Raw genomic sequence first — 14581 nt, 5'->3', positions numbered from 1 at the left:
TTAATGACGTGAGCGACGTGCCCATGCCAATTCAATCTGTTTCATTCGTGTCAGGGAGTCCAACACAAGTCCCCGCAAGTGTCGGCAAAAATCGTGCATAAATAAAGTGGCTTGTTGCAAATTTCGGGTCAAAATAGCATCAATCATCCATTTTATGCGATTAAAGGTTTCTTCCAAATCACGCCGAGAGGTATTCAGGATTAAAAAATAACTGCGACGCAGTGCAGGAAATAAGTCGTGAAAAAATTGAGTAAAATATAAATTATGAAACTGCCCTGCATGATTCAGCAGAAAATAAAACCATAAATCATAAAACTGTTCAGACTGCATCTGTTTGACATGCAATGTTAACTGTTGCTCAAGCTGCTGAATTTTTTGTTTTTCACTAGATACATCATGATAAATAAAACACTGAATCAACTGGCTCAGAAGCATGTCACAGCTTTCAAATAACTGATTGACCTGCTCGGTGCTCATTTCGGTAACTATGGCGCCACGGCGCGGATAAATCTCGATTAGATGTGTACGTTGTAGTAATAACAATGCTTCACGTACCGAACCACGGCTGACCTGCATTTCTTTGGCAATCCGCAGTTCAGGAATTCGCTCACCTTCAAGTAACTCACCTGAAATAATTTGCTGTGCAATTTGATCGGCAATCTGTTCGGCAAGACATTGTGCGGGTTGCTGCAGCATGATTCACCTGTTTCATTTTTTGATTTTGTTTTAATGTGCGGTCTGTAAAAGTTGTATCACACCCTGATAAATAAAATAACTCCCCACGGTAAAAAGTAAGCCGCTGAAGCATTTTTTCAGTGTGGCGGGTGACAAGGCATGTGCCACTTTGGCACCAAATCTGGCTGTGACAAAGCTCATGATGCTAATGCCAATAAATGCATAAATATGCACATAACCAATCGCATGCGGGATCTGGATGCTCTGTTTTGCCCCAAACCACATAAAACCCAATGCTCCTGCAACTGCAATCGGGAAACCGCAAGCCGCCGAGGTCGCCACTGCTTTTTGCATCACCACGCCATGCTTGTTTAAGTACGGGACAGTCAGTGAACCTCCGCCAATGCCAAAAATTGCTGAAGCGATCCCAATACCAGAACCCGCAAGTGCCTGTTGCCAAACTGTTGGTAAATGCTTCGAGGTGTCAACCTGTTGTTTTGCACCAAAGAACATGCGCTGCGACACCCAAAGTGCAAACACACCAATAATCAGTTGCAAACTATGCCCAGATAAAACATCGGCAACGCCTGCCCCTAAAAAAGAACCGATCACCAAGCCTGGAGCAATATTACGCACCACCGACCACATCACTGCGCCTTTTTGATGATGCGCCATAATCGAGCTTAAAGAAGTAATCATAATGGTCGCAAGCGATGTACCAAGTGCCATATGCATAATCACATCAGGGGCATAATGCTGCTGGGTAAACACTATATATAAAATTGGGACAATAATCAGACCGCCACCCACACCAAACAACCCTGCGGCAAAACCTGCAATTGCACCAATCAGTAAATATATGATTAACTCCATCTTATGTTTTCCCATGAATTGTTGATTATGGATGCGGATACTCGCCAATTACAGCAGCTACTCGAACTGTCAAACTGTACCCCTGATATTGTCTTGCTGAAACATAGCACGACATCGACCAATGATGATGTACGCGCACTTGCCCAGCAAGGCATGCATACTGCCCTTGTTTGCAGCGAAATACAAACCCAAGGTCGTGGGCAACATCAAAGGCAATGGCTGTCTCCCCAAGGCAACATCTATTTAAGCACACTCATCAACACCGAAACAGCGATTGATGGGCGCTTGGCACTTGAAGTTGCACTCAACCTACTTCACATGCCCATACTGAAAGACTTTAATTTACAAATCAAATGGCCCAATGATCTCTATAGCCATCAAGGGAAATGGGGTGGCATTTTAGTCGAGCCACTTTCTGCTCATCAAGCGATTATCGGGGTTGGCATCAATATTATTACGCCGCCTGACCTGCAAAATCTGGATCAGGCAGTGACCTCATTGAGCGAACTGGGGCTGCACAATCGTAGTCGAATTGAGTTGCTTCACGACATTTATGTGGCGATTCAACAGGCAGGCACATGGTTCAATCATGGCTGTTACAATTTGGCAGAGCGCTTTAATCATGTAGCAATGTTTAAAGGGCAATCGGTCAGTTTCGAGCACAAACAAGGTGTTGCTGAAGGGATATTCCTCGGGATTCAAAATGATGGCGGGATTGTGCTCGATACAGCACAAGGTCAGACCGTGTATTATCAGGGACGTTTACGCCCACTTCCTTCAACACAGTAATCCGAGAATATAATGCAAAATTTATGGCTCGATATTGGTAACACACGCCTAAAATACTGGATTACCCAAGGTCAAGAGGTGATTGAACATGGTGCTGAACTACATTTGCAATCGCCTGCCGACTTGCTACTGGGTTTAGTTCATCACTTTAAAGCCCTGCAAATTCGCCGAATTGGGATTTCTTCAGTTCTAGATAAAAAAAATAATGATCGGATTAGCCGTATTTTAAAACGTCTGAATGCCCCGCTCTACATTGCCAAAGTACAGCACGAATACGCAGGCTTGCTCTGTGGTTATGACGATATTCAGCAACTCGGGATTGACCGCTGGCTACAGCTTCTGGCAGTTGCTGCGCCAGAGCAAGATCTGTGCGTGATTGGTTGTGGAACTGCGCTGACGATAGACCTTACACAAGGCATGCAGCATTTGGGCGGCTATATTTTACCTAATCTATATTTACAACGGAATTCACTGATTCAAAATACCAAAGGCATTAAAATTCCAGATTCGGCATTTGAGCATTTGGAACCTGGACGAACGACCGTGGATTGCGTACATCATGGTATTTTGCTTGGGCTCATTAGCACTATTCAGAAAATTCTGGAACAATCACCGCGCAAGCTGATTTTAACAGGCGGTGATGCTGTGTTATTCGCCCGTTTTTTACAAGAGTATCAACCTGTTGTAGAAACAGACTTGTTATTAAAAGGGCTGCAACATTATATTTCACACCACAAGAACAACGAATCAGTTGAGGGATCATGATGAAAAGCAATTATAAAATTTTGTCTATACTGGCCTGTGGTATCGCATTATCCGCTTGCCAAAGCACGACTGCACCCTCTGCACCTACTCCAACCAGTTTAGGGAGTGCAGCTTCCGAGCAATCGGTGATTGCCTACTTTTCTTCGATGCAGACAGGCGGCATTTTGTTGCTCAATGGCCGCTCTGCCGATGTCTATCGGGTGTTAATCAAACATGACGAGCGCGGTTATTGGATACAGGACTTTTATCAGGCATCACACCGCCCACAGTCTAGTCCAGTCTTACTGACCAACCCTGCAGATTTAAACAAGATTTCCCCGACATCGGTTGTCGGTGATTTAATTCTGTATTACCGTAACGGGCAGGTCTACCAACGTGCAACCTATAATGCCCAACATCAACCAATGGGTCAGGCAACCACTTATAATCCTCAAGGCAAGCTGATCGTACAGGAAGAAAACCGTGCTGATGGTTCGTATTCGGGGCGTTTCTGGTATCCAGAAACGCTGCATCAGGCGCTCAATTTTGAAATGAATAGTAAGCATCAAGTGACTATGGCAAAAGGTTGGGACCAACAAAAGCATGCGATTCCTAGCAATCAGTGTTTTGCCGAAAAAACCTTAAATCCTAAAAACCAGCAAGATCAATGCTATCAGTTGCTGATGCAAATTTATCAAACAAGCGCCACTATGGCAGATTAAAGCTACTCTTGCTCAAGTCAGATTTGGCTTGGGCATTCTTTTCTGACATTTAAAATGATGAACAACAATGAAAAAAATACTTTTAACTGCCCTATTGGCATGTAGTTTGGTCACTCCCGCAGCAGTGTCGGCAAAAACCAGTAACAGTACATTAGCCACATCCAGTTCAATTCAAAAAAACCAGATTATTGCCTATTTTTCACCGATTCAATTTGGCAATGAATATTCAGCCAAAGCCTTAACCACAGGTTATTACCGTGTTTTATTAGACAAAAATGCACAAGGTCAGTATCTGGTACAGGATTTTTATACCCAAACCAGAACGCCACAGTCCGCCCCTTTCTGGTTGAGTAAGTCTGAAGACTTGCATAGTTTCGATCCAAATTCAGTCACGGGTGAACTCAAGCTTTATTATGCGACAGGTGAAGTATTTTTTACGACTCAATACAATCAGCAGCAGCAACTCATTGGGCCTAGCCAACTGTTGAATCGTCAGGGTCAACTGCTTTCACAAGAAACCATGTCTGCTGATGGTTCAACGCAAAGCGATTACTGGTACCATCCCAATGTACCTGCCTTAAAAGTAAAGTTCGATTCAGACGGGCAGATTTTACAGGCACAAGGCTGGGACACTGAAGGTAAAGCCATTGCGGCCGACGAATGTTTTGCAGAAAAAACTCTAGAACCGAAAAACCAATTAGATACCTGTTATTTGATCATGAATTTACTGAATGATCGTAATCAGACACTTATCGAAAAGCCATAAAAAATAGGCGCAATATGCGCCTATTTTTTATACAGAAAATTTTATTTTTTCTGGTCGTTGCCACCAAATAATGGCCCCATACCACCGCCACCACCACCGAACTGCTTTTGCATACCGCTGAGTGAACGCATCATTTTGCCCAAACCTGACGGATTGGCAAATTTCTTCATCATTTTTGCCATTTGCGCATGTTGCTTGATCAACTTGTTGACCTCCGCAACATCCATACCACAGCCTGCTGCGATACGTTTTTTACGGCTTGGGTTCATTAATTCTGGGTTACGGCGCTCTTTGAGCGTCATCGACAAAATGATGGCTTCCATCTTTTTGACTTGTTTTTCAGGGTTGGCTTGCTGAATCGCTTGCTGCAAACCTGCACCGCTCATGCCAGGCAACTTGTCCAAGAAGCCCATCATCCCGCCCATTTTGCTCATTTGCTCAAATTGCGTCAGCATATCTTCAAAGTTGAAGCTGCCGCCTTTTTGCAATTTTTTCGCCATTTTTTCGGCTTTTTCTTTGTCGAGTTTGCGTTCAACTTCCTCAACCAAAGACAGCACGTCACCCATCCCCAAAATACGCTGGGCAATACGTTCAGGGTGGAATGGTTCAAGTGCATCGAGTTTTTCACCCATACCCAAGAACTTAATTGGCTTGCCAGTAATGGCACGCACTGAAAGCGCTGCACCACCGCGTGCATCACCATCAGTTTTGGTCAAAATCACACCTGTAAGCGGCAAGGCATCATTAAAGGCTTTTGCTGTATTTGCCGCATCCTGACCCGTCATGGCATCGACCACAAACAAGGTTTCGGTTGGTTTAACTGCAGCGTGCAATTCTTTAATTTCGTCCATCATGTCTTCATCGACATGTAAACGACCTGCCGTATCGACAATCAACACATCGGCAAACTTGATTTTTGCTTGCTCAATGGCGCGATTGACAATATCAATCGGTTTTTCATCTGCACTTGATGAAATAAATTCTGCACCGACTTCGGCTGAAACCGTTTCTAACTGTTTAATCGCAGCAGGACGGTAAACGTCGGCAGAAACAGTCATGACTTTTTTCTTTTGGCGCTCTTTTAAGAAGCGTGCCAATTTTGCCGCAGTGGTGGTTTTACCCGCACCCTGCAAGCCTGCCAATAAAATCACGACTGGCGGTTTTGCTGCCAAATCCAGGCTTTGGTTTTCCTCGCCCATCATTTTGGTCAGTTCATCATGAACAATCTTGACAAAAGCCTGTCCTGGAGACAGTTGGCTCATGACTTCTTGTCCAAGTGCCTGTTCCTTAACTTTCGCGATAAACTCACGAGTTACAGGTAAGGCAACATCCGCCTCTAGAAGTGCCATACGCACTTCTCGCAGGGTGTCTTTAATATTGTCTTCGGTCAGTTGTCCTGTACCGGTAACATTTCTTAAACTCTGTGAGAGTCGTTCTGTTAAGGTGTCAAACATTGCAAATTCCGCTTTAAATGGTCTGTTGCAAAAAAATCTTTCTCAAAAATAGAAAATTTATGCATGAAATGCTATAGGATACTTGAGTTCACATCGAAATTATATCGCATAGCATGAATATTCATTATTCCAACAAAGGTTTGACATGATCAGTCTCCCCTTGGTGTACACGATACTGGCTTTAATCGCTTATACCACTGGTTTTTGGTACTCCTTTATGCACTTATTAGCGAAGCGTGAGCCAAACCGTTGGTTTATTGGCGTCATTCTGAGCATAGGTCTGTTGTTACATGGCTATATTTTAAAACATGACATGTTAACAACACATGGGGTCAATTACGACGTTTTCAACCTAATGTCGTTTACTTCTGGGTTAATGCTCGTATTGAGCGCAGTATACAACACCTATCGTCCCGTTCTTGCCCTGAATTTACTGGGCATTCCTGTCGCAGCGACAGGGCTTATTTTTGGTTTTGCTTTTAGCCAACCAAATCAGTTTATTGAAGAACATTCACTTGGACTCGATGCACATATCATCTTGTCGTTGTCTGCCTATGCAGTCTTACTCATGGCAACCATTCAGGCAGTACTGATGTGGTTCCAAGACCGCGAACTCAAGAAAAAACAAAAACGCCTGTGGGTCAACTTATTACCTCCATTTCAAGTCATGGAGTCACTGTTATTTGACATGCTCATGACGGGTTTTGTGATACTCACCATTGCTTTGGGCTTTGGGTTCTTCACCGTAGACAGTTTCTTGGGGCAGCATCTCGCGCATAAAACCGTGTTTAGTCTCATTTCATGGGTTGTTTATGGCGTGCTCCTGATTGGTCACTTCAAATTTGGCTGGCGTGGACAAAAAGCGATTCGCTTTACCCTGATCGGGTTTGCATTACTGGCTGTCGGATTTATTGGCAGTAAATTTATTCTGGAAATGATTTTAGGTCGTTAATCCTGTCCAATCACCCTAGACAGCGTTGTACAATTTGCGTATAACGCTGTTTTTATTTTTAGGGCAATGCCATTGAAACTGATTCTTGCACCCATGGAAGGCCTAACCGATCCAATTATGCGTGATGTGCTAACGCATGTGGGCAGTTTTGACTGGTGTGTGACAGAATTTATTCGGGTGACCGACAGTCTGTTGCCCGAACATGTCTATGATAGCTACTGCCCTGAACTAAAAAATGGCGGTAAAACTGCCGCAGGTACGCCTGTGCACGTGCAATTTTTGGGAAATAACTCCGAAATGCTGGCAGCCAATGCCGTGCGTGCTGTTGAACTCGGTGCACCTGCCATTGACCTGAATTTTGGCTGCCCTGCCAAAACAGTCAATCGTCACCGTGGTGGTTCGGTATTACTGGATGAACCCGATGTCGTGCATATTTTGGTCAAAGCTGTTCGTGATGCGGTGCCTGCACATGTCCCTGTGTCTGCCAAAATGCGTTTGGGTTATCTAGATGAAAACCACACCATGGACAACGCGCATGCTATTGAAGATGCAGGTGCAAACTGGCTCACGGTACATGCCCGCACCAAAGCCGATGGTTATACCCCACCTGCCTACTGGGAAAAAATTCGACCCATTCGCGAAGCCCTCAAAATCAATGTCATTGCCAATGGTGAAATCTGGAATTACCAGCATGCAAAAGCATGTCAAATTCAGTCGGGTTGTGAAGATCTCATGCTTGGACGCGGTGCAGTCACCACGCCAGATTTGACCCAGTGTATTCGCCAAAAATCCGATCATGCCTTGCTGTCTTGGCAAGATTTGGTGGAGCTACAAATCCGCTTCTTGAATGGTTCAAGCAAAACCGAAATCGGCATGGTTGGGCGTTACAAACAATGGCTCGGCATGATGAGCAAAGCCTACCCTGAAGCCAAACAACTTTGGGATGAAGTCAAACGCATTAAAGTGCTTGAGGATGTCATCCTGCAATTACAACGTAGCCTAGAACGTTAAAGCTTGTTCATAGACCATCACTTGTTGCCTGAGCCAGTCTAAAAACAGACTGGTTTCTGGCTGAATCGTCTGCCCTTCAGGAATCACACTCCAGTATGCCCACGGATATGCCACTACGGTATTGGAAATTTTCTTGAGCACCCCTTGCTGTACCAAATCAAACATCACACTTTTACGTTCCAAGGCAATGCCTAAACCTCGGCGTAGCATTTCAATCACCACATTGGAGTCATTAACTTGCAATAAGGTCTGTTCAGGTAATGCCAAACCCGTCTTTTCACACCACCAATTCCAGGTTTCCAGTGATGAAATAACAGGGTTTTCAATAATCTGCTGATCAGAAAAATACAGTCGCCCCTGTTGGAAATCTGCTGCTGCAACTACCCACAGTTCATCATAGAACAAAAGGTTTTTCTGCGCTGCCGCCCGCCAGTCGCCATTACCCATACGAATCGCAACATCAAACTGTTGCTCACTGAGATCTCCGACTGCCAAATCGACCAATAATTTCAAATGAATCTGTGGGTACAATTGGCGAAAATCCATCAACCTTGGTGCAAGCCAATGTGCGGCAAAGGACGGTAAAGTGGCAATCACCAGTTCAGCCTGACGCAGATTACTTTTGAGCTGAAAGGTAGCATCTTCCAAAGATTTCAGTGCATCACGAATTTGAATTGCATATAAACGTCCATCTTCTGAAACCGTGACTTTCTTGGTTTGCCGTTGCAATAACTGCCGCCCCAAATAAGCTTCCAGTGCCTTGATCTGCTGACTAATGGCCGAATGTGAAACATGCAGTTCTGCGGCGGCTTGGGTAAAACTTCCCAGCCGACTGACTGCTTCAAAGCTTTTCAGCATCTGTAATGAGGGCAATTGTGCCATGTAAGTCTTCCTTACAGCCTATGTTAGAAATACGAAAACCAACGCCGAATGATTTGTGTATGCTGATAAAAAACATAATGAGACACAGAGATTTGCCATGAAACTTTACGGAATGCTCGATTCACCTTTTGTACGACGTGTTGCGATTAGCCTAGCCAGTCAACAGATCGACTTTGAACTGATTCAATTGTCTGTGTTTTCCACTTTTAATGAATTTTCCAAGGTTAATCCTGTGGTCAAAGCACCAACCTTATTGCTCGATGATGGTACATACCTGATGGATTCAACCCTGATTCTGCAATATCTTGAGCATCAACAAAAGCTTAGCTTCTTTGCACTATCAGCTCAAGGTTACCAACTTTTGGGCTTAATTTTAGCTTTGGCAGAAAAAGCGGTGCAATATGTTTATGAAACCCAGTTACGCGCAGAAGAACTGCAAAACCCAACATGGAAAAAACGGGTTCTACTCCAGGCTGAAAAAGCCTGCCAAGCCATTGAACAGCAAATTCAAGGCTATCCGTTCAACTCTAAAGATCAGGTCTGCATTAGCCTTGCCATTGTCTGGACATTTATCCAGAAAAAACTCAAAGGTTTAATTTCACAAGAAAGTTATCCATCTATTACACAGTTACAACAGCAAATGGAACAGACTGAAATTTTTCAGCGCTATGCCTATCCACAGGCTTAACCAATAGAGGGATGCTTTTTTTCGCATCCCTCATGCTTATTTCACCTGACTGACATAACTCGGTAAATCCCATGCTCCGCCGAGTTGAATCATACGACACATGCCTGTAGTCGCATCTGAGCTTTTCACAAAGTTTTGACCATTCCAGACCCACTGGGCATCCCACCAGCAATCTCCCAAGCCACGACCTTTTTGTGCCGCATCAATCACACCTTTTTCATAACCTGAAGCACTTACAGTAATCAGTTGCGGTTTATATGGTTGTTGCTGCTGAATAATCCAGTAGCCATAGCCTTCGTTATACGCGCCACGCCAGCATAAGCCACTGACCAGCAAACGTTTATTCGGTAAGACTGCTTCGACTTGTGGCTCAAACTTGGTGTATTCATTATTTTCAGTCAGGCTTGAACACTCCTGATCATCGGATTTGTTTTTTGCTTGCTGGGCTTTCAGATTTTGCGTGAGAGCATTCCAGTTCACCTGCTTTTGCCAAAGCTGTAAATTAGCCACTGGAATTTTCTGTTGATGAATGATTGGCATCGGCAAGGCAGGCAAAACCGACTGCTCGGAGTGATTACCCACACGAATCAATGCAGATGGAGTATTTAGACGACCCTGCTGTTCATCGACTTTCAATAAGACTGCATTTGCCCCTGCACTCGACAATTCCCAACGTGACTTGCCCGCAGCAAAATAAATACGTTGGCTGCCTTTTAACGCGGTTAACAATGCACGTGTTTGCATTGCATTTAAATCACCGCCTGCATCTTTGAGGAGAATTCTGCCTAAATTTTGCTGACCAACCCAGAAATCCACGGCTTTAGGAACTGGAACATCTTCGGTATCACCAACATCTGCAAGTTGAACTTGTGCAGTAACAGGTTGATTTACCCCTGCCTTACGGGTCAGCAACACCGACACCCGTGCGTGGGCTTCATCAGCAGAATAGCCCGCAGCACGACAGGTTCGGGTGTTGTCACAGACCATTTCCCAGTCTTTATATTGAAATGATCGGTCATTAGCATGAACAAACATACTCATGCCACTACTCAGAAAAATTCCAACAGCTATACTTTTTTTCATTTTCACTATTTTTATCAGATACAAAAAAGCTGATTATGTCGAAAAAAATTACTTTTATGCTGTAACAAAATTGCAAATGAGCTGAGAATAAATAATGTTGCCCATTTTAAAAACAAGCTTTATTTCAGGCAGCCTATGCCTTGCCATGAACTCTATCGCACATGCAGATTGGTCAGATAACGAAACCCAGCAACTTAAATTTTGTACCACACTCGCAACCCTAAATAACCAAGCCGAACAGCACTATAAAAAAGCCCAATATCTACAAGCACGAAAAATCTGGACTGAACAAGTAGGCTATCTGGAAAGCTGTTTACGCCTGAAAGAAGATCCGAGTGACTTGGCCAAACAGATATTTACTGCGAACAATTCAGCCTATTTGAGCCAAAACAGCCTAGATACCTTATACAACAGCATTGCCCTAACCTATATCAAAACACATGATTATGGCAAAGCCAAAGCATGGCTGAGTCTTGCCCCGAAATCGGCAAAAACCGCATTTAATTTAAAACTTATTCCTCAACACGCTATAACAAAGAGTCCTGCAGGTGAATACTGGATGTACGCAAGTTTAGGCGCTTGGCAAACCTATACTGTCAAGATGCAAACAAACCAGCAATATTACATTCATTTTGAAGGTTTATATTTTGGTTTAAATGGGCTGCTATATGGTCCCAACATGGGAGAATATGACTATCAAACCAAGATTCAACAACAGCAATCGATATGGACTTATCCCGACTCTCTTGAGCATGAATTTTGCCGAATTCAGCTCAAATTTCAGGGCGATCAGCTTCATGCTACCACCTCAACCAATGGTTCACCCGACAGCAGTTGTGGTTTTGGACACAATGTCACAGCCGATGGTGAATATATAAAAGTTTCCTAAAAATACTTTAATAATAACAGTGAATTAATTTTAATTCTGAACAGTAAAGACAAGTCGATCATCTGCAACGTATAATTTTATCTGGGTAAAAATATTCGTGCAAACTGTACATTTTTGATCACAAGGCATTTTTGACTGGGGAATATACAACTTGAATCTTGGGCTACATCGCATTCGTCAGGTCACTCACAATGCATCACTGATGTATAACTTCCGTATGGCTATTGCTTTTATCGGAACAACTTTTGTACCTTATTTCCTGCATTTCCAACTAGCAACCATCCCCTTGACTTTAGGTGTGGTTGCAGCAGGTTTAAGTGATATTGATGACCGCTTTACCGTACGGATTTTAAACCAGTTTTATACTTATTTTGGCTTTTTTGTGGCTGCCAGCTCAGTACAGCTGCTATTTCCCCATCCTGTATTTTTTGCCCTTGGCCTGATTGTCGCTTGTATTGTGCTGATTTTACTGGGTTCACTTGGTCGGCGTTATTCCACCATTTCGTATGGCTGTCTGGTAGTGTCTGTCTATGCCATGCTTGGAGTGCATCTGTTCGATGAATGGTATATGCAGCCGTTGTTATTGATTACAGGTGCAATTTGGTATGGAATTCTCTCCACCATTAGTTTTTTGCTGTTTCCGGTTCGCCCTGTCCAAGTCAAACTGGCACAAAGTTATGCCTGCCTTGGTGATTTTCTCTTTGCCAAATCCAATCTGTTCGATGTCGACATGACATCTGAAAGCTATCGGCAAAGCATGATTGACCTGTCCATGGAAAATGGCAAGTTAATCGCCCTCTTTAACGATATGAAAACTGCGTTGCTGACTCGCCTCAAAGGTGACCGTGGACAAAAAGATACCCGTCGTAGCCTGCAATATTATTTTGTAGCGCAAGATATTCATGAACGTGCCGATTCTGCACATATCGACTATCAACAACTGGCAGATAACTTTAAACACAGTGATGTGTTGTTTCGCTTTCAGCGCATTTTGTCTTTACAAGGTAAAGCGTGTAAGGATTTAAGCGATAACATCATTAAACAGACGCCCTATCAGCACAGTAAACGCTTTAAACATAGCTTTGAAAATTTACGTTTATCCTTAAAAAAGCTACCTGAACAATATCCAAATGACCCGATTTGGGTCAATGCACTTATGTCACTCTATCAAAATCTAAAAGCAATTGATGGGCAGTTACGCAATTTGGAAGCTGAACGTGCGATGAGCATGGATATTAGCAAACAACAAGACCAACAATTGAAGGATGACGATCTGAAAGGCTGGGCAGATATCAAAGTACGGATTATGCAAAACCTGACCCCAGAATCTGTGTTATTTCGTCATGCCATCCGTTTGTCTATCGTATTGTTCTGTGCCTATGTTTTTGTACAACTTACGCATGACCATATTCAATATGGCTACTGGATTCTGCTTACGGCATTATTCGTCAGTCAACCCAATTTTAACGCAACCAAACGCCGCTTGCGCCTAAGAATTTGGGGGACTTTACTGGGTATTCTGATTGGTCTTTTGATCTTAAAATTTATCCCATCGACTGAAGGACAACTGATTGTGCTGATTCTCAGCGGGATTTTGTTTTTTGAACTACGCAGTAAACAATATGCTCAGGCAACCGCATTTATCACCATTTTGGCACTGATTAACTTCAACCTTGATGGTCTAGGCTCGACCGCAGCTCTGCCGCGTATGATTGACACGATTATTGGCTGTGGCTTTGCATGGTTTGGTGTCACATTTATTTTCCCTGACTGGAAATTCCGTCGCCTACCTCATAGTATTCGCCGTGCATTCAATGCTCAATGCGACTATTTAGCCGAAGTCGTACACCAATACCGCCAAGGGCGAAACAACGGGCTAGATTATCGGGTTAAACGCCGCACTGCGCACAATCGCGATGCTGAGCTTGCCTCACTGATTTCTACACTCGCAACCGAACCCGATTTCGATCCAAGCCAAAAAACCGCAGCTTTTGATCTACTTTGCCTGAGTCATACTTTTTTAAGCTATATTGCGGCTCTTGGTGCGCATCGGGAACAATTACTCGATCAGGAGATTTTGACCCTGCTCGATTCGGCACTGGATGATATTCAAGGCGTATTATTGCGTGATGAGCACCCAGATTTGAATTCCAAAAATATGCTGCAAAGCATTCGTCAACGCTTATCACAAAACAATCAAAATGATCAAAAAGCACTGATTATTTTACAACAGCTCTCACTGATGTTTGGTGTGCTGGAGCAATTAATGACACTCAAACAAAACCTGAGTAATGAACACAATACTGATGCCAGTGAATTGGGATCACTTTAAAAGCTGAGATTTTGGTGTAATATGTTGACGTTTCGCCAATGTTTAATGCTAAACTTTTTGAGTATCTATTTGTAACTATTCGCTATGACCGCTAAAACCTTATATGCATATACTTTGCAACCCGTAAATTATGAAGTTTCTGAAGCCGAACAGCGTAATGCGCAGTTGATGATTTGGCGGAGTACCAACAAAATCAGCCTTAAAGCTTGGGCAATTATGGGCGCTGTGGTAGTACTGGCGCTTTTGGGGATTGCCCTGATCAAGAACTATTCCACGATTTTCTGCTGGGTTGCGATTGTCTGTGTCATCGTTTATCTACTCATTCGTAAATTTGGTTTAGAATGGTATGTGAAACGCAAAATGAACGAATTTCCAACTCAAGAAATTAAAGGAATTCGTTTAGGTGTACAACCTCATGGTCTAGTCATGCGCCAACAAATGGGTGCACAAGAAGGTGTTGGAACTGTAGGTTGGAAAGATATGTACGAATGGTACAACACGCCTGAATTCCTGCTCATCAACTTTAAAGTCAAAGATCAACAAGGCGCATATATTTTGCCAAAACGCATGGATTCAAGAAACTTTCCTTTTGAAACCATTCGCAAACACTTAAAAGAAAGTGTAGGTGAACCTAAACAAATCTAAAGCATAAAAATAAAAAAACCTCCTATAGGAGGTTTTTTTATTGCTCAGCAATCAGCAATCAGCAATCAGCAATCAG

Annotated in this window: 15 protein-coding genes; 10 read left to right on the top strand and 5 right to left on the bottom strand. The window is 43.3% G+C overall.

The features are described from left to right. Together F975_RS04415 and F975_RS04410 are read right to left on the bottom strand one after the other, a co-directional pair. On the bottom strand, positions 1-696 hold the full coding sequence (locus tag F975_RS04415) for a GntR family transcriptional regulator (protein ID WP_004750774.1): 696 nt from the start codon (positions 694-696) through the stop codon (positions 1-3). A gap of 30 nt (positions 697-726) precedes the next feature. Then, positions 727-1548: a sulfite exporter TauE/SafE family protein gene (locus F975_RS04410; protein WP_004750772.1), complete on the bottom strand. Its 822-nt coding sequence runs from the start codon at positions 1546-1548 to the stop codon at positions 727-729. 27 nt (positions 1549-1575) lie between these two features. Here F975_RS04410 and F975_RS04405 point away from each other — a divergent pair, with 27 nt between their 5' ends. From F975_RS04405 to F975_RS04390, 4 genes are all read left to right on the top strand, one after another. Beyond that, positions 1576-2337, top strand: coding sequence for a biotin--[acetyl-CoA-carboxylase] ligase (locus F975_RS04405; protein ID WP_034426126.1), 762 nt, complete (start codon positions 1576-1578; stop codon positions 2335-2337). Positions 2338-2349: 12 nt separating this feature from the next. After that, the gene (locus tag F975_RS04400) at positions 2350-3102 is read left to right on the top strand and encodes a type III pantothenate kinase (RefSeq protein WP_004750766.1); all 753 of its coding nucleotides are present in this window, start codon (positions 2350-2352) and stop codon (positions 3100-3102) included. Next, positions 3099-3803 carry a toxin-antitoxin system YwqK family antitoxin gene (locus tag F975_RS04395; RefSeq protein WP_228127406.1) on the top strand — a complete coding sequence of 235 codons (705 nt, stop codon included), beginning with the start codon at positions 3099-3101 and terminating at the stop codon, positions 3801-3803. The genes F975_RS04400 and F975_RS04395 overlap by 4 nt, the downstream gene beginning before the upstream one ends. A 67-nt stretch (positions 3804-3870) precedes the next feature. Beyond that, on the top strand, positions 3871-4569 hold the full coding sequence (locus F975_RS04390) for a hypothetical protein (protein WP_004750762.1): 699 nt from the start codon (positions 3871-3873) through the stop codon (positions 4567-4569). 41 nt (positions 4570-4610) lie between these two features. Here the strand turns inward: F975_RS04390 and ffh are convergent, their stop codons facing one another. After that, the gene (ffh, locus tag F975_RS04385) at positions 4611-6023 is read right to left on the bottom strand and encodes a signal recognition particle protein (protein WP_004750760.1); all 1413 of its coding nucleotides are present in this window, start codon (positions 6021-6023) and stop codon (positions 4611-4613) included. Positions 6024-6168: 145 nt separating this feature from the next. Here ffh and F975_RS04380 point away from each other — a divergent pair, with 145 nt between their 5' ends. Together F975_RS04380 and F975_RS04375 are read left to right on the top strand one after the other, a co-directional pair. Beyond that, positions 6169-6975: a cytochrome C assembly family protein gene (locus F975_RS04380; protein WP_004750758.1), complete on the top strand. Its 807-nt coding sequence runs from the start codon at positions 6169-6171 to the stop codon at positions 6973-6975. A 72-nt stretch (positions 6976-7047) separates the two neighbouring features. Continuing rightward, positions 7048-7986 (top strand): tRNA-dihydrouridine synthase, encoded by a 939-nt coding sequence (locus F975_RS04375; RefSeq protein ID WP_034426124.1) that lies wholly within the window; start codon positions 7048-7050, stop codon positions 7984-7986. Here the strand turns inward: F975_RS04375 and F975_RS04370 are convergent. Beyond that, the gene (locus tag F975_RS04370) at positions 7975-8868 is read right to left on the bottom strand and encodes a LysR substrate-binding domain-containing protein (RefSeq protein ID WP_004750754.1); all 894 of its coding nucleotides are present in this window, start codon (positions 8866-8868) and stop codon (positions 7975-7977) included. The two genes, F975_RS04375 and F975_RS04370, sit on opposite strands and share 12 nt — an antisense overlap. A 97-nt stretch (positions 8869-8965) precedes the next feature. On the opposite strand from F975_RS04370, the gene F975_RS04365 reads away from it, so the two are divergent. Beyond that, on the top strand, positions 8966-9556 hold the full coding sequence (locus tag F975_RS04365; protein WP_004750752.1) for a glutathione S-transferase: 591 nt from the start codon (positions 8966-8968) through the stop codon (positions 9554-9556). 36 nt (positions 9557-9592) lie between these two features. On the opposite strand, the gene F975_RS04360 is transcribed toward F975_RS04365, so the two are convergent. Beyond that, on the bottom strand, positions 9593-10597 hold the full coding sequence (locus tag F975_RS04360; RefSeq protein ID WP_004750750.1) for a DUF1176 domain-containing protein: 1005 nt from the start codon (positions 10595-10597) through the stop codon (positions 9593-9595). Positions 10598-10733: 136 nt separating this feature from the next. Between F975_RS04360 and F975_RS04355 the strand changes: the two genes are divergently transcribed. The 3 genes from F975_RS04355 to F975_RS04345 all read left to right on the top strand — a co-directional run bounded on the left by F975_RS04355 (position 10734) and on the right by F975_RS04345 (position 14505). Beyond that, a complete protein-coding gene (locus F975_RS04355; protein ID WP_004750749.1) occupies positions 10734-11528 on the top strand; it encodes a hypothetical protein in 795 nt (264 codons plus the stop codon). Between the two features lie 151 nt (positions 11529-11679). Further along, positions 11680-13860, top strand: a complete 2181-nt coding sequence (yccS, locus tag F975_RS04350) for a YccS family putative transporter (RefSeq protein ID WP_004750747.1) — start codon at positions 11680-11682, stop codon at positions 13858-13860. Positions 13861-13944: 84 nt separating this feature from the next. Next, positions 13945-14505, top strand: a complete 561-nt coding sequence (locus F975_RS04345; RefSeq protein WP_004750745.1) for a hypothetical protein — start codon at positions 13945-13947, stop codon at positions 14503-14505. The last annotated feature ends 76 nt before the right edge of the window (positions 14506-14581 follow it).

The organism is Acinetobacter brisouisimilis (assembly GCF_000368265.1).
In the GTDB taxonomy this organism is placed as follows: Bacteria; Pseudomonadota; Gammaproteobacteria; order Pseudomonadales; family Moraxellaceae; genus Acinetobacter.
Note: the sequence above shows the minus strand (reverse complement) of the source record. Positions and strands in the feature narration are given on the sequence as shown.

Coding starts and splice junctions, on each gene's coding strand:
- F975_RS04400 (WP_004750766.1), top strand. CDS start 2,350: ATGCAAAATTTATGGCTCGATATTGGTAACACACGCCTAAAATACTGG.
- F975_RS04380 (WP_004750758.1), top strand. CDS start 6,169: ATGATCAGTCTCCCCTTGGTGTACACGATACTGGCTTTAATCGCTTAT.
- F975_RS04415 (WP_004750774.1), bottom strand. CDS start 696: ATGCTGCAGCAACCCGCACAATGTCTTGCCGAACAGATTGCCGATCAA.
- F975_RS04395 (WP_228127406.1), top strand. CDS start 3,099: ATGATGAAAAGCAATTATAAAATTTTGTCTATACTGGCCTGTGGTATC.
- F975_RS04345 (WP_004750745.1), top strand. CDS start 13,945: ATGACCGCTAAAACCTTATATGCATATACTTTGCAACCCGTAAATTAT.
- F975_RS04365 (WP_004750752.1), top strand. CDS start 8,966: ATGAAACTTTACGGAATGCTCGATTCACCTTTTGTACGACGTGTTGCG.
- F975_RS04390 (WP_004750762.1), top strand. CDS start 3,871: ATGAAAAAAATACTTTTAACTGCCCTATTGGCATGTAGTTTGGTCACT.
- F975_RS04405 (WP_034426126.1), top strand. CDS start 1,576: ATGGATGCGGATACTCGCCAATTACAGCAGCTACTCGAACTGTCAAAC.
- F975_RS04355 (WP_004750749.1), top strand. CDS start 10,734: ATGTTGCCCATTTTAAAAACAAGCTTTATTTCAGGCAGCCTATGCCTT.
- F975_RS04360 (WP_004750750.1), bottom strand. CDS start 10,597: ATGAGTATGTTTGTTCATGCTAATGACCGATCATTTCAATATAAAGAC.
- F975_RS04370 (WP_004750754.1), bottom strand. CDS start 8,868: ATGGCACAATTGCCCTCATTACAGATGCTGAAAAGCTTTGAAGCAGTC.
- ffh (WP_004750760.1), bottom strand. CDS start 6,023: ATGTTTGACACCTTAACAGAACGACTCTCACAGAGTTTAAGAAATGTT.
- F975_RS04410 (WP_004750772.1), bottom strand. CDS start 1,548: ATGGAGTTAATCATATATTTACTGATTGGTGCAATTGCAGGTTTTGCC.